This is a genomic window from Rhabdobacter roseus, assembly GCF_014202275.1.
GTDB classification, from domain to species: Bacteria; Bacteroidota; Bacteroidia; order Cytophagales; family Spirosomataceae; genus Rhabdobacter; species Rhabdobacter roseus.
This window is the reverse complement of sequence record NZ_JACHGF010000004.1, coordinates 88457-107831: the sequence shown is the minus strand read 5'-3', so window position 1 is coordinate 107831 and position 19375 is coordinate 88457. Positions and strand designations below refer to the sequence as shown.

At 53.7% G+C, this 19375-nt stretch carries 17 protein-coding genes; 3 read left to right on the top strand and 14 right to left on the bottom strand.

All coding sequences use genetic code 11. The features are described from left to right. Positions 1 to 5: 5 nt before the first annotated feature. The 4 genes from HNQ92_RS14370 to recQ all read right to left on the bottom strand — a co-directional run bounded on the left by HNQ92_RS14370 (position 6) and on the right by recQ (position 6054). On the bottom strand, positions 6 to 1202 hold the full coding sequence (locus tag HNQ92_RS14370) for an anhydro-N-acetylmuramic acid kinase (RefSeq protein WP_184174752.1): 1197 nt from the start codon (positions 1200 to 1202) through the stop codon (positions 6 to 8). Positions 1203 to 1269: 67 nt separating this feature from the next. Continuing rightward, positions 1270 to 2352 (bottom strand): PSP1 domain-containing protein, encoded by a 1083-nt coding sequence (locus tag HNQ92_RS14365; RefSeq protein ID WP_246440180.1) that lies wholly within the window; start codon positions 2350 to 2352, stop codon positions 1270 to 1272. Between the two features lie 129 nt (positions 2353 to 2481). Continuing rightward, on the bottom strand, positions 2482 to 3771 hold the full coding sequence (purD, locus tag HNQ92_RS14360; protein ID WP_184174750.1) for a phosphoribosylamine--glycine ligase: 1290 nt from the start codon (positions 3769 to 3771) through the stop codon (positions 2482 to 2484). Positions 3772 to 3834: 63 nt separating this feature from the next. Beyond that, on the bottom strand, positions 3835 to 6054 hold the full coding sequence (recQ, locus tag HNQ92_RS14355) for a DNA helicase RecQ (protein ID WP_184174749.1): 2220 nt from the start codon (positions 6052 to 6054) through the stop codon (positions 3835 to 3837). A gap of 93 nt (positions 6055 to 6147) precedes the next feature. Here recQ and HNQ92_RS14350 point away from each other — a divergent pair, with 93 nt between their 5' ends. Beyond that, the gene (locus HNQ92_RS14350; protein WP_184174748.1) at positions 6148 to 7122 is read left to right on the top strand and encodes a KpsF/GutQ family sugar-phosphate isomerase; all 975 of its coding nucleotides are present in this window, start codon (positions 6148 to 6150) and stop codon (positions 7120 to 7122) included. Here the strand turns inward: HNQ92_RS14350 and HNQ92_RS14345 are convergent. The 6 genes from HNQ92_RS14345 to rpmG all read right to left on the bottom strand — a co-directional run bounded on the left by HNQ92_RS14345 (position 7119) and on the right by rpmG (position 11291). Next, positions 7119 to 7595, bottom strand: a complete 477-nt coding sequence (locus tag HNQ92_RS14345; protein ID WP_184174747.1) for a DUF4293 domain-containing protein — start codon at positions 7593 to 7595, stop codon at positions 7119 to 7121. The genes HNQ92_RS14350 and HNQ92_RS14345 overlap by 4 nt on opposite strands. A gap of 82 nt (positions 7596 to 7677) precedes the next feature. Further along, on the bottom strand, positions 7678 to 8988 hold the full coding sequence (gene rimO / locus HNQ92_RS14340; RefSeq protein WP_184174746.1) for a 30S ribosomal protein S12 methylthiotransferase RimO: 1311 nt from the start codon (positions 8986 to 8988) through the stop codon (positions 7678 to 7680). A gap of 111 nt (positions 8989 to 9099) precedes the next feature. Beyond that, positions 9100 to 9744, bottom strand: coding sequence for a PH domain-containing protein (locus HNQ92_RS14335; protein WP_184174745.1), 645 nt, complete (start codon positions 9742 to 9744; stop codon positions 9100 to 9102). Between the two features lie 14 nt (positions 9745 to 9758). Further along, positions 9759 to 10721: a signal recognition particle-docking protein FtsY gene (gene ftsY, locus HNQ92_RS14330; protein WP_184174744.1), complete on the bottom strand. Its 963-nt coding sequence runs from the start codon at positions 10719 to 10721 to the stop codon at positions 9759 to 9761. A gap of 172 nt (positions 10722 to 10893) precedes the next feature. Continuing rightward, complete coding sequence (locus tag HNQ92_RS14325) at positions 10894 to 11046, bottom strand: DUF4295 domain-containing protein (RefSeq protein ID WP_184174743.1); 153 nt, start codon at positions 11044 to 11046, stop codon at positions 10894 to 10896. Positions 11047 to 11108: 62 nt separating this feature from the next. After that, a complete protein-coding gene (gene rpmG / locus HNQ92_RS14320) occupies positions 11109 to 11291 on the bottom strand; it encodes a 50S ribosomal protein L33 (RefSeq protein WP_184174742.1) in 183 nt (60 codons plus the stop codon). 271 nt (positions 11292 to 11562) lie between these two features. Between rpmG and HNQ92_RS14315 the strand changes: the two genes are divergently transcribed. Both HNQ92_RS14315 and HNQ92_RS14310 read left to right on the top strand, forming a co-directional pair. Beyond that, positions 11563 to 12195, top strand: coding sequence for a c-type cytochrome (locus HNQ92_RS14315; RefSeq protein ID WP_184174741.1), 633 nt, complete (start codon positions 11563 to 11565; stop codon positions 12193 to 12195). Positions 12196 to 12618: 423 nt separating this feature from the next. After that, complete coding sequence (locus HNQ92_RS14310; protein ID WP_184174740.1) at positions 12619 to 13839, top strand: NADH-quinone oxidoreductase subunit D; 1221 nt, start codon at positions 12619 to 12621, stop codon at positions 13837 to 13839. 105 nt (positions 13840 to 13944) lie between these two features. Here HNQ92_RS14310 and HNQ92_RS14305 read toward each other — a convergent pair whose 3' ends face one another. From HNQ92_RS14305 to HNQ92_RS14290, 4 genes are all read right to left on the bottom strand, one after another. Further along, positions 13945 to 14955, bottom strand: a complete 1011-nt coding sequence (locus tag HNQ92_RS14305; protein WP_184174739.1) for an aspartate-semialdehyde dehydrogenase — start codon at positions 14953 to 14955, stop codon at positions 13945 to 13947. A gap of 122 nt (positions 14956 to 15077) precedes the next feature. After that, complete coding sequence (locus HNQ92_RS14300; RefSeq protein WP_184174738.1) at positions 15078 to 15659, bottom strand: 5-formyltetrahydrofolate cyclo-ligase; 582 nt, start codon at positions 15657 to 15659, stop codon at positions 15078 to 15080. 1 nt (position 15660) lies between these two features. Further along, a complete protein-coding gene (gene bshC, locus HNQ92_RS14295) occupies positions 15661 to 17211 on the bottom strand; it encodes a bacillithiol biosynthesis cysteine-adding enzyme BshC (RefSeq protein ID WP_184174737.1) in 1551 nt (516 codons plus the stop codon). A 291-nt stretch (positions 17212 to 17502) separates the two neighbouring features. Beyond that, entirely contained in the window at positions 17503 to 19329 is a 1827-nt protein-coding gene (locus HNQ92_RS14290; RefSeq protein WP_221307456.1) for an acyl-CoA dehydrogenase family protein, read from the bottom strand. Positions 19330 to 19375 lie beyond the last annotated feature (46 nt).

Genomic DNA, 19375 nt, shown 5'->3' with positions numbered 1-19375 from the left:
TTCTACTAGCCGGGAAAGGAGATTTTTCCCATACTGATGGAAGGTACCCCCTCGCGCCCGCCGAAGTCAGTGCCACCACCCGCCACGGTTTCGTTGGCCAAAACAGCAAACAGTACCGCCTCTTTGGCATCGCCGGGGATTCCCAGTTCGTCGGTGCGCCGCAAGGGGCAGCCGGGTAGTTGCTCGCGGATGTGCCGCATCAGTACCGGGTTGTGCGCGCCACCGCCACTGGCGTATAGCTGGTAGGTCTGATCGGCACGCAGAAAATGGCGCATGGCCTGGACTACGGTGTCGGCACTAAAACGCGTGAGGGTAGCCAGGAGGTCTTCTGGTTTTACGGAGGTAGTACCACTTCGCTGCTGTGCCTCTTGTAGGTAGTGAAGGTTAAACACTTCCGGGCCCGTTGTCTTAGGAAAGTCAGCCTCAAAAAAAGGGTGTTGCTTGAGGTAATGAAGCAAGCCCGGATGGATGTGTCCTCGCGCCGCGATGGCTCCTTCCTGATCGTAGGGCTGGTCAAAGTACTGCCGGGCCAAGGCATCGATCAGGGTATTGCCCGGTCCGGTGTCAGTGGTAAATACCGCGGCTGCGTCAGCCGTACCGGGCAGGTAGGTAAAGTTTGCGATGCCGCCCAGGTTGAGGAGTATACGGTTTTCCCCCGGCTTGGTAAACAACAGGTAGTCGCCGTACACGGCCAGGGGTGCTCCTTCGCCTCCGGCCGCCAGGTGTTTCTGCCGAAAGTCGCTGAGGGTAATAATGCCCGTCGTGACCGCCACGTGATCACCATCCCCAATTTGCAGGGTAGCATTAGGAAAATGAGGGAGGCCGTGCTGCTTCTGGGGAGCGTGGTAAACGGTTTGCCCGTGGCTGGCTAGGAGATCGACTTCAGCCGCCGCAACGCCCCAGTCGGCCAGGCAGGCAAGAACCATTTGGCCGTGCTGGCGCCCCAGGTAGGGATTTAGCACGCATAGCTGCCGGAAATTGATCTCCGACTTGGCAAATACCTTCCGTATTTCGTTCCGAAAAGCATCCGTATACGGAACGGTAGTAAAGTACTCGAGTTCGAGCTGCATGGCTGGTCCAGCTCCGGTTATCCGGCACAGGGCTACATCCAGTCCATCCAGAGAAGTACCTGACATGAGGCCAATGATTCTTCGCGAAGGCTGTTGGGCGATTTGGCACAGTTGCTGTACGTATGAATTCATAGCTGATAAGGAAGGCTAAGCAGTAAAAGAGGCTGCCCTTGTACAAGGGCAGCCTCCTGATTTTCGCTCAGCTTTTGGGCGGAGCGGCTGGTTTATTTCGGCTGCGATTTCGATTATTCCGGCTTTTTTTCTTTTTCTTTTTAGGTTCTTCTCCGCTGTATTTTCGGTCAAGCCGGTCGAGATCCCGGTTGAGAGAAGTAACCCCTTTCTCTACCGTCTCGACAATGGGTTCCGGGATAAGTACCTCTAGCGATTCCGGTAAAACCCCCTTCTTGTTCATTTCCAGAATCTCTGCTACTTTATCAACGGGGACCGGGTACCAGTTAGAATCTTTATCAAACCCAAACCACATGATCCTTTTGAAAATATCCGTTTTCTGGAGCGTGGCGTTTCCCTTCTTGGTTTTCAGCGGGGCTTCTACACTGGGAATGTCCCGCAGGGCATCCATGTAGGTCTCGAGCTCGTAGTTGAGGCAGCATTTCAGCCGCCCGCACTGCCCCGACAGTTTGGCGGGGTTTAGAGACAGGTTCTGGTACCGGGCCGCCGAGGTAGAAATACTCTTAAAATCGGTGAGCCAGGTAGAGCAGCACAGTTCTCGCCCGCAGGACCCCACCCCACCTAGGCGACTGGCCTCCTGCCGGAGGCTAATCTGCCGCATTTCTACCCGAATCTTGAATTCCGTAGCTAGTACTTTGATGAGCTCCCGAAAATCGACGCGCTCATCCGACGAATAGTAAAAGGTAGCCTTGGTGTTGTCAGACTGGTACTCCACGTCCGACAGCTTCATGTTCAGCTTAATATCCCGAATAATCTCCCGCGTACGGTACATGGTAGGAAGGTCACGCGCCAGGGCCTGGGTGTGTTTTTCCAGGTCTTTTTCGTTGGCGACACGGTAGATGACTTTCAGGTCGTCGTTAAGAACAATGTTCTTCTTCTTCATCTGTAGACGTACCAGCTCACCCTGTAACGACACCATGCCAATGTGATGGCCCGACTGCATTTCGCATACCACAAAATCACCCGTTGTGAGGTCCAGCTGGTTCACGTTTCGGAAATATTCTTTCCGTCCGCCCTTAAACTTTACTTCCAGTACATCGAACCGCTGGCTACGGGGTACTTCCATGTGCCCCAGCCAGTCAAAAACGTTCATTTTATTACAACCGCCCGTTCCGCAGTTGCCTTTGCTTCCACATCCAGGGGCCGCTGATCCGGGAGCCGTTGCTCCATTGGTCCCGCAGCCTCCGGATGTACATGATATACATCCCATATGCTAAACTCCTCAATCTTTATAACGAATTAAATCGACGCCAATATCGTGTCGATAGTACTTGCCTTCGAACTGCACCGTTTGGGCAGCCCGTTGTGACTTCTGAACGGCTTTTTCGATGGAATTGGCTAGGGCGGTCAGGGCCATAACCCGGCCTCCGTTCGTCACTACGTCCGTGTCTCCGTTAAAAGTCGTTCCTGCATGAAAAACGAAAACATCGTCCACCTTATTGGTATCAGTAATCAGCTTTCCATTTTCATAGGCTTCGGGATACCCCCCTGATACCACCACGGTGGTTACGGCGACCTGCGGTGATATGTTCATTTCAATGTCATGCAGGGTACCTTTGGCCGTGGCAGCCAGCAGCGTCACCAGGTCAGACTGGATACGCGGCAGCACTACTTCAGTTTCCGGATCGCCCATGCGTACGTTGTATTCAATGACGTACGGCTCTCCTTTCACATTCATCAGACCAATAAAAATAAAGCCTACGTACTTGATATTCTCACTGCGCAGGCCTGCCATGGTGGGCTTCACTACTTTCTCTTCTACTTTTCGCAGAAAGTTATGATCCGCAAACACAACCGGGGATACGGCTCCCATGCCGCCGGTATTGGGTCCGGTATCGGCTTCACCAATGCGTTTGTAATCCTTGGCTTCCGGCAAAATTTTGTAGTTTTCGCCGTCACTGAGCACAAAAACCGACAGCTCGATGCCCCTTAGAAACTGCTCCACGACCACCTTTTGACCCGCCGCACCGAACTTCCCTCCTACCAGCATCGCCCGCAGGGCTTCCTGGGCCTCCAGCAAAGTCTCGGCGATAATCACTCCTTTTCCCGCCGCCAGGCCATCGGCCTTAAGCACAATGGGAAGCGGGTGATTCTGCAGGTAAGCCATTCCTTCTTCCAGCGTTTCGCTGGTAAAAGTTTGGGAATTAGCAGTAGGAATTCCGTACTTCTTCATGAAGTGTTTGGAGAAATCCTTGCTGCCCTCTAGCTGGGCACCCGCTTGCGTGGGTCCGATGATGCGCACATGCTTGAGGTCCGCCCGGCCGTGGAAATAATCTACGATACCCGCTACCAGGGGTTCTTCGGGGCCAACGACAACTAGGTCCACTCGCTTTTCCAATACGCTTTGGGCAATAGCCTCAAAATCATTGTACGAAATAGGCAAATTCGTGGCTATCGTGGCCGTTCCTGCATTACCAGGTGCCACAAACAAATCATCACAAAGAGCGCTTTGTACCATTTTCCACGCAAAAGCGTGTTCACGACCACCTGATCCCAGTATTAGTATATTCATAGTAAGATAATAAGATGAAAGAGGTAATCCTCGCTGGATCACCTCCTTAATGGTTGGCGTGAATTAGTTGGCAAGTTCAGACAAAAACTTGATCCGCATGAGGCGGAGCTCTTCTTCGCTAATGTCCTCACCGGCAAATTCAGCCAGGGCTACGGCAATATTATCAGTCTCGGCACTCATAAAGTAATCATAGATTTCGCGCTGACGATCGCGGTCCATGATTTGATTGATGTAATAGTCGAGGTTGAGCTTGGTACCCGAGTAACAGATGTGCTCCACCTCCTCGATAAGATCTTCCATCGACAAGTCTTTGGCCTCGGCAATCTCCTCCAGATCAATTTTTCGATCTACCTGTTGAATGATGTAAATCTTGACTTTGGACTTATTGACCGTTGACTTGATCACGACATCCTTGGCGGTCTCAATCTCATTTTCTTCTACGTAGCGACTAATGGCTTCAATAAACTGACGCCCGAATTTCTGCACTTTCCCCATCCCGACGCCGTTGATCTGCGCCATTTCCTGCTGGGTAGTGGGGTAGGTCGTAGCCATTTCTTCCAGCGAGGGATCCTGGAAAATGACGTAGGGAGGAAGATCCTTTTCCTTGGCTACTTTTTTCCGCAACGCCTTAAGTAAACCCAGCAGTGCTTCGTCGTAGGCATGGCCACTGCCGCTACCCGAGCCTGAGGACTCCTTATCGTCTTCATCCGCCTTATCAATATTCTCCTCTTCGTAGTTATGATCTTTAGTGATGGAAATCGGATATGGGTCGCTGAGGTAAGCTGCGCCTTTCTCGCTGAGTCGTAGTACACCGTAGTTTTCAATGTCCTTTTCCAGGTAGTTGAAAATAACCAGCTGCCGTAGCAACGAAATCCAAAATTCGTGGGATTCGTTGAGTTCGGTACCCTTGCCGTACACATCCAGTTTGTCGTGCTCATAGCTACGCACGTACTGGTTCTCCCGGGCTATCAACAGATCAGCAATGTGCTCGCCGTCAAACCGGTGCTCGGTCAGCTGAACGGCCCGTAAGGCCAGCTCTACCTCGCCCTGTACCTTGATTTTTTCGGTGGGTTTCATGCAGTTATCGCAGAAGCCGCAGTCTTTGTCCAGGTACTCGCCAAAGTAGCTCAGCAGTTGCCGACGCCGGCATACTCCCAGGTTGGCGTAGGCCACCATTTCCCCCAGCAGGTGGCGGGCGTTGTCGCGTTCCGTGACGGATTTGTCCTTGTTAAACTTCTCGAGCTTCTGAATATCCTCGTAGCTGTAGAACATCAGGCAGTTGCCCTCCAGTCCATCCCGGCCCGCCCGGCCCGTTTCCTGGTAGTAGCCTTCCAGCGACTTCGGTACATCGTAGTGAATCACAAAGCGTACGTCAGGCTTGTCAATCCCCATCCCGAAGGCAATGGTGGCCACAATGACGTCGGCGTCTTCGTTCAGGAAAGCATCCTGATTGGCCATGCGGGTAGCGCTGTCAAGGCCAGCGTGGTAGGGCAGCGCTTTGACGTCGTTCACGCTCAGTAGTTCCGCAATTTCCTCCACCGTCTTGCGGCTCAGGCAGTACACGATGCCCGACTTCCCCTTGTTGTTCCGAATGTACCGGATCAGCTGCTTTTTGGAGTCTTTCTTCGATCGGATCTCGTAGTAAAGATTCTTCCGGTTAAACGACGACTTAAAGGTTTCGGCCTCTTCCATCTGCAGGTTCTTCCGGATGTCCTGCTGTACTTTGGGCGTAGCAGTGGCCGTAAGGGCAATGATGGGCAGATCGCCGATGTTGTCAATGATGCCATGAATGCGGCGGTACTCCGGCCGAAAGTCGTGCCCCCACTCCGAGATACAGTGCGCCTCATCAATGGCAACAAACGAGATTTTGGTCTTTTGCAGAAAATCCAGGTTCTCTTCCTTGGTAAGCGACTCGGGGGCGATGTACAGCAGCTTCAGCGACCCATCCAGCGCATCCCGTTTCACCCGGTTCATTTCGGCTTTGGTAAGCGTGGAGTTCAGAAACTGGGCGTTGATACCAAAGGCATTCATCTGATCCACCTGATTCTTCATCAGCGCAATCAGCGGCGAAATCACAATCGCCATGCCGTCCGTTACTAGCGCCGGAAGCTGATAACAGAGCGATTTGCCGGCTCCAGTCGGCATGATCACAAACGTATTCTTTCCCGCTAGTATATTCTGGATAATTATTTCCTGGTCGCCCCGGAACTGGCTGTAGCCAAATATCTCTTTCAGTCTTTCTTTCAACGTGTCTAAAACGACCTTATCAACCTGCTGTATCATGCCTTTGTCAACAAATGGGTTATTCCAAAGTTCTCTATCTTTGCTTGTGATTCCAAGATTAAAATTAGTTAATTATAAAACAGTATTTCAAATTTGAAATTAGTAAAAAATATCCAGTCCATTGCAAAAGATGTATTAAGGCAGGAAGCCGAAGCTATTCACCACCTGGCCGACCGCATCGATGCTTCCTTTGAGCAGTGCGTAGAGGCCATTCTTAACGCCGGTGGCCGGGTAGTCATTACGGGGATCGGCAAGAGTGCGCTCATTGGCCAAAAGATTGTGGCTACCCTTAATTCTACGGGTACCCCGGCGCTCTTCATGCACGCTGCCGACGCCATCCACGGTGATTTGGGAATGATTCAGCTCAACGACGTGGTCATTGCTATTTCCAAGAGCGGCGACACGCCCGAAATAAAAGTGCTGGTACCTTTGCTCAAGCGGACCAACGTGACGCTCATAGCGTTGGTCAGCAACCGTGACTCCTACCTGGGCCGCCACGCGCACCATGTTCTGCACGCCTATGCTCCCCACGAGGCCGACCCTCTCAACCTGGCTCCTACCACCAGTACCACCGCCGCCCTGGCCCTGGGCGACGCTCTGGCCATTTGCCTGCTGGAAACCCGCGGCTTCACCCGGCAAGACTTTGCCCGCTATCACCCCGGCGGCTCCCTCGGCAAAAAACTCTACCTGAAAGTTAGTGATATTTATCCGCATAACGCCCTCCCACGGGTGGCCGAATCCGCGACGGTTCGGGAAGTGATTCTGGAAATCACCTCCAAGCGACTTGGGGCAACCGCGGTACTCAACGAGGAGGATCAACTCGTAGGCATTGTCACGGACGGAGACCTACGACGCATGCTTAATCAACACGCCGACGAAACGTTCATGAACCTGAAGGCCCGGCAAATCATGACCTCGGACCCCATCTGCGTAAGCACCGACGAATATGCAGTTAATGCCTTACAGCTCATGCAGGCGCGCAACATCACGCAGGTCGTGGTGGCCGAGTACGGCCAGGTAAAAGGATTCGTACATCTGCACGACCTCCTGAAGGAAGGATTAATCTAGCGCATCCGGTTGGACTCCTTCACCGTACGCTCGTCGCGCCGAATGAAGCGGTTGGCCATGACGTTGGCCAGCATAGCCACCACCAACGCATAAAACCCGATCTGGTAGTCTCCGGGCGTCTCTGGCTCAAAAAATTTAGCGGCTTTATAAAAAGTCTGGTACACCGTCAAGGCCAATAGGGCGGTCATCAGGATGGAGTTAACAGCGCACAGAGCCGACTGCAACAGGCGCTGCTTGTACTTAAAGATGGTGAATACCGACACCCCGGCTACCAGAATAGCCAGCAGCGCCAGGTAGAAAACCGACTGTACCTCTGACTGTACCGGGTTGGTTTGGTGAACCAGGCGGAAGGCCGTCAGGCTAACCCGTTGGAGGCCGTCGGCCGCTACTTTTTCCCAGAGTGGAGTGGCTGAAAAGACCCCCATGGCCAGCGCCGTGATGGCTAAGAACAGGGTCTGAATGCGTTGTAACATTTTTAATGAAAAATTGAAAGTATAGAAAGCTTGTCTGTGTTTGCTACACAAAAGTAACGAGTAACGTAAAAATCCAAAATCTTTAGGGAGCTAATTCCCCGTAAAGGTCAAATTCCTCGGCCGAGCGAATTGTTACCGCTGCAAAATCGCCGAGCCGTACGTGCTGAGCAGCAGGCAAAAGTACCTCGTTATCGACCTCGGGCGAGTCGTGCTCGGTGCGGCCGATAAAGTACCCTCCTTCTTTTCGGTCAAAAAGCACCTTGTAGGTTTTGCCCAATTTCTCCTGGTTGAGCTCCCACGAAATATGCTGCTGAAGTTCCATGATGGCATCGGCCCGCTCCTGCTTCACCTCAGCGGATAGGTCATCGGGCAGCGAGTGAGCATGGGTATTTTCTTCGTGCGAGTATTGGAAAACGCCCAACCGGTCGAAGCGCATTTTCTGCACAAACTCGTAGGTTTCTTCAAAATGGGCCTCCGTTTCGCCGGGATGCCCCACAATGAGCGTCGTACGCAGGGCAATGCCGGGTACTTTCTCGCGGATGGTATCGATCAGCGCCTCGGTTTTCTCCCGCGTGATCCCCCTACGCATGGTCTTAAGTACCTCCGTCGAACCGGTCTGGAGCGGCATGTCCAGATAGTTACAGATGTTCGGGCGCTCGCGCATCACGTCCAGGATATCCAGCGGGAAGCCCGATGGGTACGCGTACTGCAACCGGATCCAGTCGATGCCCTCCACGTCGGCCAGGCGGTGGAGCAGGTCGGCCAGGTTGCGCTTTTTGTAAATGTCCAGCCCGTAGTAGGTCAGGTCCTGGGCAAGGAGAATGAGCTCCTTGGTACCCCTACGGGCCAGCGAACGGGCCTCCGTCACCAGCTCCTCCATAGGCCGCGACACGTGCCCGCCCCGCATGAGCGGAATGGCACAGAAGCTGCACGGCCGGTCGCAGCCCTCGGCGATCTTGAGGTATGCGTAGTGCGTGGGCGTAGTAAGCAGGCGCTCGCCCACCAGTTCGTGCTTGTAGTCAGCTTTCAGCGTTTTGAGCAGGCGGGGTAGTTCGTTGGTGCCAAACCAGGCGTCGACGGTTGGGATCTCGACGGCCAGTTCATCCTTGTAGCGGTGCGAGAGGCAGCCCGTCACGTATACTTTATCCACGAGGCCCGCCTCTTTGGCATCCACGTAGCGCAGGATGGTATCGATGGATTCTTCCTTGGCCCCGTCGATGAAGCCACAGGTATTGATGACCACGATCTGGGCGTCGTCTTTCTTGGACTCGTGCGCCACCTGGTAGCCGTTGCCTTTGAGTTGGGTGTAAAGTACCTCCGAGTCCACCAGGTTTTTGGAGCAGCCCAGCGTTACGATGTTGACTTTATTCTTACGAATTCCTTTGGTTTTCATGCCAGCAAAGTAAATAATACGTAGCTCGGATACAGAAAGTACCCCAAAGCTACTGAGAATGAACCCCTAATGGGGCCGCAAAGTTCGGTATAATTTGGCAGAAAAACGAGCCTAGCGAATAAAGGGAAAGTACTGGTAATGCGACTCGGTAAAGGCGTGCTGAAAGTACTCTAAAACCACCCACAGCCCCGGTGAGCGGTCGGTCAGGATCAGCTCCTCGCCGCCGGCAAAGTACAGCCGGTAGTAGCCATAGGAATTCTTGGGCTTATCGTTACTGTAAGCCACTATTTTTTTCAGCTCGGCTTTGTCGCGCAGCGTAAGTACCTGGGTGGGTGTGATAAACTGAACGGTACCCGCCTGCGGATCAAAGATAATCGTTTTATCCCGCGAATGGTGCCAGTAGTTCAGATCCAAGATGCCATTGTGGAGGAGTAAACAAAAGCAAAGAAGCCAAAAGATTCCGTATAGTATATAACCAATCGTAAGCATGCCGGTATTACTGGCACCATCAGCGCGAAAAGGAAGCGCCCAAAAGGGAGAAATGAGCGCCAGCACGCACACACTATACAACATATAGTTAATCCGCATTGTCCAGCTATTCCAGTACTCCTGAGCTGTGAGCTGGTAGGTACGCTTAACGACAAAGGGGGAATTCTCCCCCACGGTGTCGCGGGTGTAGCGGAGCATCCGCCAGATGTACCAGCCCAACAGCCCGAAGATAACCAGGAAAATCAGCAAGATATCAACCGTCCGCATACACTAAATACTCGTTAGCCAATCCGTTTGAAGAGCGAATCCACAAACTCCATGCGGTCGAAGACCTGGAGGTCATCCATTTTCTCACCTACTCCAATGTACTTTACCGGGATCTGGAATTCGTCCGAAATGCCCACGACTACCCCACCTTTGGCCGTGCCGTCGAGCTTGGTAATGGCCAGGGCCGTTACTTCGGTAGCCTTAGTAAATTCGCGCGCCTGGATCACGGCGTTCTGGCCGGTGCTACCGTCGAGCACCAAAAGTACCTCGTGCGGCGCGTCGGGAAGTACCTTTTGCATCACGCGCTTGATCTTGCCGAGCTCATTCATGAGGTTTACCTTGGTGTGCAGGCGACCGGCCGTGTCAATGATGATCACATCCGCCCCAATCTCCACGCCTTTTTTGAGGGCGTCGTAGGCTACGGCCGAGGGGTCGGTGTTCATGCCGTGGTCAATCACGGGTACATTCACGCGCTGGCCCCACATTTTGAGCTGGTCCACGGCCGCCGCCCGGAAGGTATCGGCCGCGCCCAACACTACTTTGCGCCCGCGCTGTTGAAACTGGTGCGCCAGCTTCCCGATGGTGGTGGTCTTGCCCACGCCGTTCACGCCGACGACCATGATCACGTAGGGTTTGGGCAGGTGCTCGGTCTCGAAGCTATCGGTGATGTCAATCGACTTATTTTCCTGGAGTAGCGCGGCTACTTCCTCCCGCAAGATTCGGTCGAGCTCGTCGGTCGTGGCGTACTTGTCACGGGCCACGCGCTCCTCGATCCGCCGGATGATCTTCACGGTGGTACCTACGCCCACGTCTGAGCTAATCAGGATTTCTTCGAGCTCGTCCAGTACTTCCTCGTCTACGGTGGTTTTGCCCACCAAAGCCCGGGATAATTTCCCGAAAAAGTTTTCCTTCGACTTTTCCAGCCCTTTATCCAGCGTTTCTTTCTTTTCCTTGGAAAAAAAACCAAATAAACCCATGTGCGTTTTTGAGGTTAAATGTCTGCTCAGCGATGAGGTACCTACGGCGTAGGTACGCCTTTTACCAGCCAAAAATAAAACAAAAAAGTCCCGACTGGGACTTTTCCTACATTCTTTATTCCAGGAAGTACCGGGCTGCCAGCGGGTAGCCCGCGCTCCGGTTTAATGGGCATTACTTACCTAGGGTACTTTGTACAGCATCCATGGGTACCATTTCTTCTTTGAAGGTATAAGCCCCCGTCTTGGGTGACTTTACGGCTCTAATCACTTTGGCAAATGATTTACCGCCTTCTTTCTTCAGGGTAGCAACTACTTTCTTTGCCATAATTTGGTAGGATTGGGGCTGTGGATCGTCCGTTTCCTTCGGACCGCAGCGCTATGTATTACTTATTTTATTTCTTTATGAACGGTATAACGTCTCAGAAAGGAATTAAATTTCTTCAATTCCATCCGGCTGGGCGTATTTTTACGATTTTTGGTCGTGATGTAGCGCGACATACCGGGTACTCCCGTCTCTTTTTGCTCGGTACATTCCAAAATTACCTGAACTCTATTACCTTTCTTAGCCATTGCTTTACGTCATTTTACGAATAGGACTGCAAAATTAGTACTTTTGTATTAATTAGCAATAGATGCTTTTCAAAAAATATTCTTCCGTTTGGTTTCCATCGTACTCGCTTTCACCCTTTTCCGAGCCTGGCATGGATTTGTAGAATATTTATTTGCTTCTTCCATTAGGAAATAAGCCGCTAACGTTGCTTTATTTAAAGCATGAAAATCGGGTACCTCTTGTTCCCGATCCTTTTTTTGTATAAAAAATAAAAAACTTATTCGTCAAGCAATGGCACTCAGAAAAGTAACCTCACTCGTCATCCTGGCCCTGGTAGGCTCGCTTTGGATAGGCTGCTCCTCCAAGGAGGATCAGGAAGCGTACAATAAATATTACGGCAAAGGTCGCCAAGCGCGTGAAGAAGCCGCTTCGTCGGTCGCTGCCGACGAAAAAAAGATTGACCCGGATACCATCAATTCGCTTTCGGTGACGGATAATGCTGATCGCGAAGTAGGGGGAGCGAGCGGGCTGCGTACCGAACACGGCGGAGAAATGGTACCTGCCCTCGGCACTACCACCGAGGATGTACAGGCAGCTACTAAGGAAAAAGGTGCCGAAGCCAAAAAGGCCGAACCCGCCGCCACTCCGGCCGCTGCTGCCGCCCCGGCGCAGAAAGAAACTCCCGCTGACATTGCGGCGTTGCTCAACAAGCACACGTGCTTTGCCTGCCACCGGCCCTACGAGCGGCTTGTGGGCCCGGCCTACGCTGAGGTAGCTAAACGGAAGTACTCTACCGAAAAAATCATTGAGCTGGTACATAAGCCTGAGCCTGGCAACTGGCCCGGCTACCCGCCGATGGCCCCCATGCCACAGGTACCTAATGAAGATATTACCAAAATTGCCAAGTGGATCAATTCCCTGTAAGGCGATGAGTTTCGGCCCGAAGAAAATCCTGAACCACCTCAAAGTACCTGAGGTGGTTTTTTTATGCGTCCCCTACCAGGTACCTTTGTTTTCCCCGGCTGGAGGTACCTTCCGAAGGAAGGAGAAGCCTCAATGGGGTAGGTACCAAAAAAAACGTCCCGTCAGCAAGGCCAGCGGGTCGTCCATTTTACTCAACGTTACGAAATATCTATGCTCTACCTGCAGACAGGCGATGTATAGTGTGATTTCTGTTAGTAAAAGTATTTGTAAAAAGGTGAGTGGTCGTATTTATTCGATGAATTGCAGAAATCGTCGGTTTTTTGGTAAAAAATCCCGGAAAAATGAAGATAAAGGTAGCGTGGGCTTTTCGGAGCGGTATTGTATAATTCCGTATTTTTGCCCTCCTTTAGTTCTTATGATTCCATGAGCAGCCCTACGATCCAATACGAATACCGCCCCGAGCACTTCGCCAACTCCGAACCTAACAAGTACACAGCGGCCACGTTGCGCCGGGAGGAGATGGTCCTGAACGTGGGGCCGCAGCACCCTTCCACGCACGGGGTACTTCGGCTGGAAGTAGTCACGGACGGCGAGGTGATCGTGGACGTAGTGCCGCACCTGGGGTACTTGCACCGCTGCTTCGAAAAGCACGCCGAGTCGCTACCCTTCAACCAGATCATTCCCTACGTAGACCGCATGGACTACGTGGCCGCCATGAACTCCGAGCACGCCTACGTGATGGGCGTGGAGCGGATGCTGGGCATCGAAAACGACATTCCCAAGCGCGTGGAGTACATACGGGTGCTGGTGGCCGAGCTGAACCGCCTCGCCTCGCACTTCATTGCCATAGGTACCTACGCGCTCGACATCGGCGCGTATAGTCCGTTCTTGTGGCTCATCCGCGACCGCGAGCATATCCTGCGGATGCTCGAGTGGACCTGCGGAGCGCGGATGCTCTATAACTACATCTGGATCGGCGGGCTCTTCTACGACCTGCCGGTGGGTTTTGAGGAGCGTTGTAGCGAATTTATAAAGTACCTAAAACCCAAGCTCACGGAGCTGCAGCAGCTCGTGATCGAGAATAAGATATTTGTGCAACGCACCGCCCATGTGGGGGTACTTCCGCTCCCGACGGCCATCAACTACGGCTGCACAGGGCCCGTACTGCGGGGCTCGGGCCTGCGCTACGATCTGCGGCGGGTCGATGGCTACTCGGTATACCCGGAGCTCGACTTTGAGGTACCCATCGGCAAGGGTGAAGTAGGTACCTTGGGCGACTGCTGGGACCGCAACTGGGTGCGCGTGGCCGAGTGCCGGGAGTCGCTGAAAATTATGGAGCAATGCCTGGAGCAGCTCACTCAAAACTACCCCCGTACCCGCGACTTCAACCCGCAGGCCGTGGTACCCAAGAAAATCCGTCCCAAAGCGATGGACTTCTACGCCCGGGCCGAAAGTACCAAGGGGGAGCTGGGCTTTTTCTTCCGCACCGACGGCCGCTCCGATGTACCCGTCCGCTGCAAAGCCCGCGCCTGCTCGTTCCACAACCTGTCGGTGATCGGGGACATTTCGCGCGGTGCGCTCTTGGCCGACCTCATTGCCATCATCGGCTCCATCGACATCGTGATGGGGGAGGTAGATCGGTAAGTGGGTGGTTCTACTCTTGGCTAGTACCTGTATAAACCAAAACAGCTACTGCCCGGAGGCAGTAGCTGCACAGGTACTTTATCAAAAAAAGGTGTCAGATTGTAATTACACTTCGGCGGGTACTTCTACCAGGTCGTGCTTGGCGAGGTACTCCGAAATCTGCACGGCGTTGGTAGCGGCCCCTTTACGCAGGTTATCGGCCACGATCCAGAGATTCAGCGTTTTGGGCTGCGACTCGTCGCGCCGGATCCGCCCCACAAAGGTTTCATCCTTACCGTGCGCCGTCAGGGGCATGGGGTACACAAAGTTTTTGGGATCGTCCTGCACTATGACCCCTTCGGTTTGCTCCAGGATGGCCCGTACTTCCGCCAGGTCGAACTCGTTTTCAAACTCAATATTTACGGCTTCCGAGTGCCCCCCGATGGTGGGAATCCGCACGGTGGTGGCCGTTACGGCAATGCTATCGTCGCCCATGATCTTCTTGGTTTCGTTGGTCATCTTCATCTCCTCCTTGGTGTAACCATTGTCCAGAAAAACGTCGATATGCGGCAGCACGTTCAGGTCGATGGGGTGCGGGTACACCTTCTCCACGCTATGGTCGCCCTTGCGCTCGGCATAGAGCTGATCCACGGCGGCCTTGCCCGTGCCCGTCACCGACTGGTAGGTCGACACCACCACGCGCTTGATCTGGTACTTGTGGTGCAGCGGATTGAGCACCACCACCATCTGGATCGTCGAGCAGTTGGGGTTGGCAATGATCTTATCTTCTTTGGTCAGGGTATGGGCATTGATTTCGGGCACCACCAGCTTTTTGGTGGCATCCATGCGCCAGGCCGACGAGTTGTCCACCACGGTAATGCCGGCTTCGGCAAAGCGCGGGGCCAGCGCCAACGAAGTACCTCCACCGGCCGAGAAAATCGCGATGGCGGGCTTGGCCTTGATGGCGTCCTCAAACCCGATCACCTTGACCTGTTTACCCTTGAACGTCACTTCTTTACCAACCGATCTTTCGGAAGCAACGGCCAATAATTCCGTTACGGGGAAGTTGCGCTCTTCGAGCACTTTGAGGATTTCGCTGCCTACCAAGCCGGTAGCACCTACAACTGCGATTTTCATTTTTACTAATTAGTTGGGTAAAACATAAAAGGGTTGGTAAAAAATTGGCGCAAAAGTACGAAGATTCTTAAAACAACTAGGATAGTTGTCAGGGATTTTTCTGGTCCACGGCTCGAGGTACCTTACGTCCAGTACCAGTCCGCCTCCGGCGCGAAGCAGGCGTCCAGCCGCCGGTCGTACGCGTGGCGGTCGGGAATGCAGGCGACGGGCGCGAAGAGCGATAAGCCTATTTTAGGTACCTCCGGCCGGCAAAGCGGCAGAAAACGGTCGTAAAACCCGCCGCCGTAGCCCAGGCGGTAGCCTTCTTCATCAAAAGCCAGCAGCGGCACCAGCACCAGGTCGAGCCCGGCTGGAAGTACTCGCTCGGCCCGCAGCGGATCGGGCTCGGGAATGCCCCAGCGGCTCGTCAGCAGGGGTACTTCGGGCGTAAGGCGGTAGTGCTCCAGCTCAAAAGTACCGGGTACCACGCGGGGTACTACCAGCTGTACCTCCGGCCGCTGCACGCGCAGCTGCTCTATCAGTAGCCAGGTATTCACTTCGTTTTTCCCGACGCGCGGCAAAAATACGTGAAGTACCTGCTGGGGATGTTGCTCCAGGTACCTCAGCACTCGCTCCGCCAGGCGAAAGCTCAGGCGCTGAAGCTCGTCCGGACGAAGTACCTCCCGTCGCCGCAGGAACTGTGCGCGTAGGGCCGCTTTGTCCATGTCAGTCTTCGATCAGAATCGTAAACCGGAAATCGAGGGGCTGGAAGGCCGCCAACAGCTTCTTGAGAAAGTTGCGGTCGTTGAGGTAAAAATTCAGGAAATTGTCGTGACGCTCCTGGGGGGTACCCTTGGGGAAAAATTTGTCGAGCACGGTTTGCAGCTGGGTGAGCTCGGTTTCGTGGTGGCGCTCCTCGGCCTTACGGATGCGCTTTTCGAGCTTTTCCAGCGACTTATACAGCCGCGCCCGCTCGGCCCGCACGGCGTCTTCCATCGTCACGTCTACGGCGCTGGCCTTCTGAAAAATGTCGTCAAATACTTGGCAGAAACCCTGTTTTTCGTCCTCCAGATGCAGCGTGTGCGCCGAGTGCCGCTCCACAAAGAGCCGCCGCAGCGCCGGACGATCCGTGAAAAGTTCTTCGTAGCTCAGGCCGAGTTTTTCCAACCGCTTGCGGCTGGCCGTCGTGACGTAGAGCGCAAAGTTGCGGGGAATAAGCAAGGGGAAAGGTACTTGGTAGTGCGCAAAAACGCCTTTGAGTTGCATCCAGTAGGGTACTTCCGAGGGCCCGCCCACGTAGGCCAGGTTGGGCAGAATGGTTTCCTGGTACAGTGGCCGCAGTACTACGTTGGGGCTGAAGCGCTCCGGGTGCGCTTCGGCTTCCTGCAGGATCGCTTCCGGGCTAAACGTCAGGTCCGTATGAAGTACCTGAAAGGTACCTTCTTCGCGCACGATCCGCTCGCGGGTACCGTCAGTGAGGTAAAAAAGGTTGATGTCGCGGGCATGTACGGGCGTGTGGTACCCGAGTGTTTCCAGCCGGGCGGAGGTGTCGGCTACCTGTTTTTCAGCCACTTGATGCAGCAGCTCATCGTTGATCACGGGCAGGAAGTGGCGCTTCAACTCGGCCTCGTCGGCATCCAGCGAAATGAGCCCCTCCGCCCCAAACAGCGCGTGCATGTAACATCGCACGGCGTCGGCCAGGGTACTTTGCTCCAGGTAGGCTTTCTCAAAAAGGGGTACTTGCTCGGGTAGTTCGTCCAGGACGGTCTTGAGCTCGTGCGGATTGAGCCGCCCTACGGCTCCGCTATAGGTACCTTTCCAAGTGTATTTTTTTCCAAAAAGATGAAAGGAGGCAATTTCTTCGAAGTCGTGGTCTTCGGTGGCCATCCAGTAGAGCGGCACGAAGCGGTAGTCGGGATAGGCCTCCTGGAGCGCGCGCGCCAGGTTGATGGTCGTGACGATCTTATAAATAACGTAGAGCGGCCCGGTACAGACGTTGAGCTGGTGGCCCGTGGTGACGGTAAAGGTTTTCTCGTCCAGTAAAACGGAAAAATCAGGTACTTTATCGAGCCCCTCGTACTGCTTTTCCAGCACCGACACCAGCGTGCGGCGCTTTTCTATTGGAAAATCGGTGCGTTGTGTAATGAGCTCCTGGGCGTTGGCTAAGGTAGGATAAACGTTGTAGAACTCTTTCAGCGAAGGTTTTTGATCCAGGTAGTCAAGCAGCAGGGCGGGGAATTGCCCGGTAGTACGTAGATCAACGGAATGAAGTAGCATCGAAAACAACGAGTTGGGTTTACGGTGAGCCAGCCACACCAGGCGTTTCGTTTCCAGACGGACCTTCCAGGTCGGACCTTCCCGGCCAGAACGATTGCTCTAAAAACCACCGGCTTGAAGTTTAAGTTTCGGTACCGTATAAAAAAGCCGATCCTATAAACAGAATCGGCTTTTCCGGTAGTACCGAGTAGTCGTATTGGTTTTTAGTTGCGCGGACACCAGGCCCGAACGATCTTTAAAGCGGCCCCGCCAAGGTACCCTCTGGAAGGTACCTTGGGTAGGCTGTGTACTCTAGAACGCGTAGCTGTTTTGCTCAATCAGCGCCTCGGCAATGCGGCGGCGCGCGTTCTTGAGGTTAAGGGGTTCTATTTTGGTAAAGCGCTTGATTCCCATGAGCATCACCCGCAGCTCGTCGCCTTCGGCAAAGCTCGTGATGGCCGAGCGGCCCGCCGTACCTACGCGTTCTACCGCTTCGTGCAGGTACACCAGCGCAATGTCTTTTTGCAAAGCTACCGCCGCCTCTCCTTGAATGCCCATCAGCTTCTCGACGCGCAGCAGCACCGACTCGGCCACGTAGGTTTCGATCACCATATCGGCTAGGTCGAGGATGATCTCCTGCTCCTCCGAGAGCTTCATCATGAACTTCTGCACGGCGGCCCCGGCTACCATCAGCACGGCCTTCTTCAGGTTCTTAATCACCTTCTTTTCGGCGGCGAAAGGTACTTCGTCGTCGCTGGCACCGAAATCCGGAATCGACATAATTTCTTTGGCTACGGCCATAGCGGGTCCCATCAGGTCCAGCTGCCCTTTTAGCGCCCGCTTCAGGAGCATGTCCACCGTCAGGAGCCGGTTGATCTCGTTGGTACCTTCAAAAATCCGGTTGATGCGGCTGTCGCGGTAGGCGCGGTCCATGGGGGCATCGGCCGAGAAGCCCATCCCGCCGTACACCTGCACGCCCTCATCTACGACGTAGTCAAGTACCTCTGAGCTGTGTACTTTCATCATGGCACACTCGATGGCAAATTCTTCCAGGGCTTTTAGTTTGGCTTCCGAGTCGCCCAAGCCGGCATTTTTATAGTCGTCAATCAGGTCATCAATGTTCTGCCCGGCGCGGTAAGCAGCCGACTCAGAAGCAAAAATCCGGATCGCCATTTCAGCCAGTTTGTATTTGATCGCGCCAAAATTGGCGATGGCCGTTCCGAATTGTTTCCGTTCGTTGGCATATTGAATGGCCTGCTCGGCTACTTTCTTAGCACCTCCCAAGGTGGCGGCGGCTAGCTTGATGCGGCCGATGTTGAGGATATTTACAGCAATCTTGAACCCGTTGCCCCGCTCCGAAAGCAGGTTCTCGACGGGTACCTGGCAGTCGTTAAAGAAAATTTGGCGTGTATCGGAGCCTTTGATGCCCATCTTGTGCTCGGGCTCGTTCATGCTAATCCCGCTGTATGATTTCTCCACCAAAAAGGCCGTCAGGTTTTTATCGGTAGATCCATTTTCCTCGATCTTGGCAAACACGATGAACAGGTCAGCAAAGCCCCCGTTGGTGATCCACATTTTTTGCCCGTTGAGCAGGTAGTACTTTCCGTCGTCGCTCAGTCGGGCTTTAGTTTTGCCCGAGTTGGCGTCAGAGCCGGAGTCGGGCTCGGTGAGGCAATAGGCAGCTTTCCATTCACCCGTGGCGAGCTTAGGCAGGTACCTGGCTTTTTGCTCCTCGTTGCCGTAGTACACAATAGGCAAAGTACCTATGCCCGTATGGGCTGACAGCGCCACGGAAAACGAGTTACCGGGACCGGTCGTTTCGGCTACGAGCATGGAGGTATTGAAGTTCATGCCAAACCCACCGTATTCCTCGGGCACGGCTGTCCCCAGCAGACCCAGCTCACCGGCTTTGTCCATCAGCGAAGCGATCAGCTCGGGACTCTTGGCATGGTCAATCTCGTCCAGCCTCGGCCAGATCTCCGTCCGCAAGAAATCTCGGCAAGTTTCGGCAATCATTTGCTGCTCCTCGGTGAATTCCTCGGGCAGAAATACCTGCGAAGCTTCCGTTTCTTTGATCAAAAATTCGCCTCCTTTTAGCGAGGATTTCTTTCCTATTTCCGTAGCCATGATCTTATCCATTTTCGGGTTTAAGTAGCACTGAATACACATAGTATGCGCGCATACT

Excerpts from the sequence above, each read along its gene's own strand:
- HNQ92_RS14370 (WP_184174752.1), bottom strand. The coding sequence starts at position 1,202 with ATGAATTCATACGTACAGCAACTGTGCCAAATCGCCCAACAGCCTTCG.
- HNQ92_RS14365 (WP_246440180.1), bottom strand. The coding sequence starts at position 2,352 with ATGAACGTTTTTGACTGGCTGGGGCACATGGAAGTACCCCGTAGCCAG.
- purD (WP_184174750.1), bottom strand. The coding sequence starts at position 3,771 with ATGAATATACTAATACTGGGATCAGGTGGTCGTGAACACGCTTTTGCG.
- recQ (WP_184174749.1), bottom strand. The coding sequence starts at position 6,054 with ATGATACAGCAGGTTGATAAGGTCGTTTTAGACACGTTGAAAGAAAGA.
- HNQ92_RS14345 (WP_184174747.1), bottom strand. The coding sequence starts at position 7,595 with ATGTTACAACGCATTCAGACCCTGTTCTTAGCCATCACGGCGCTGGCC.
- rimO (WP_184174746.1), bottom strand. The coding sequence starts at position 8,988 with ATGAAAACCAAAGGAATTCGTAAGAATAAAGTCAACATCGTAACGCTG.
- HNQ92_RS14335 (WP_184174745.1), bottom strand. The coding sequence starts at position 9,744 with ATGCGGACGGTTGATATCTTGCTGATTTTCCTGGTTATCTTCGGGCTG.
- ftsY (WP_184174744.1), bottom strand. The coding sequence starts at position 10,721 with ATGGGTTTATTTGGTTTTTTTTCCAAGGAAAAGAAAGAAACGCTGGAT.
- HNQ92_RS14325 (WP_184174743.1), bottom strand. The coding sequence starts at position 11,046 with ATGGCAAAGAAAGTAGTTGCTACCCTGAAGAAAGAAGGCGGTAAATCA.
- rpmG (WP_184174742.1), bottom strand. The coding sequence starts at position 11,291 with ATGGCTAAGAAAGGTAATAGAGTTCAGGTAATTTTGGAATGTACCGAG.
- HNQ92_RS14315 (WP_184174741.1), top strand. The coding sequence starts at position 11,563 with ATGGCACTCAGAAAAGTAACCTCACTCGTCATCCTGGCCCTGGTAGGC.
- HNQ92_RS14310 (WP_184174740.1), top strand. The coding sequence starts at position 12,619 with ATGAGCAGCCCTACGATCCAATACGAATACCGCCCCGAGCACTTCGCC.
- HNQ92_RS14305 (WP_184174739.1), bottom strand. The coding sequence starts at position 14,955 with ATGAAAATCGCAGTTGTAGGTGCTACCGGCTTGGTAGGCAGCGAAATC.
- HNQ92_RS14300 (WP_184174738.1), bottom strand. The coding sequence starts at position 15,659 with ATGGACAAAGCGGCCCTACGCGCACAGTTCCTGCGGCGACGGGAGGTA.
- bshC (WP_184174737.1), bottom strand. The coding sequence starts at position 17,211 with ATGCTACTTCATTCCGTTGATCTACGTACTACCGGGCAATTCCCCGCC.
- HNQ92_RS14290 (WP_221307456.1), bottom strand. The coding sequence starts at position 19,329 with ATGGATAAGATCATGGCTACGGAAATAGGAAAGAAATCCTCGCTAAAA.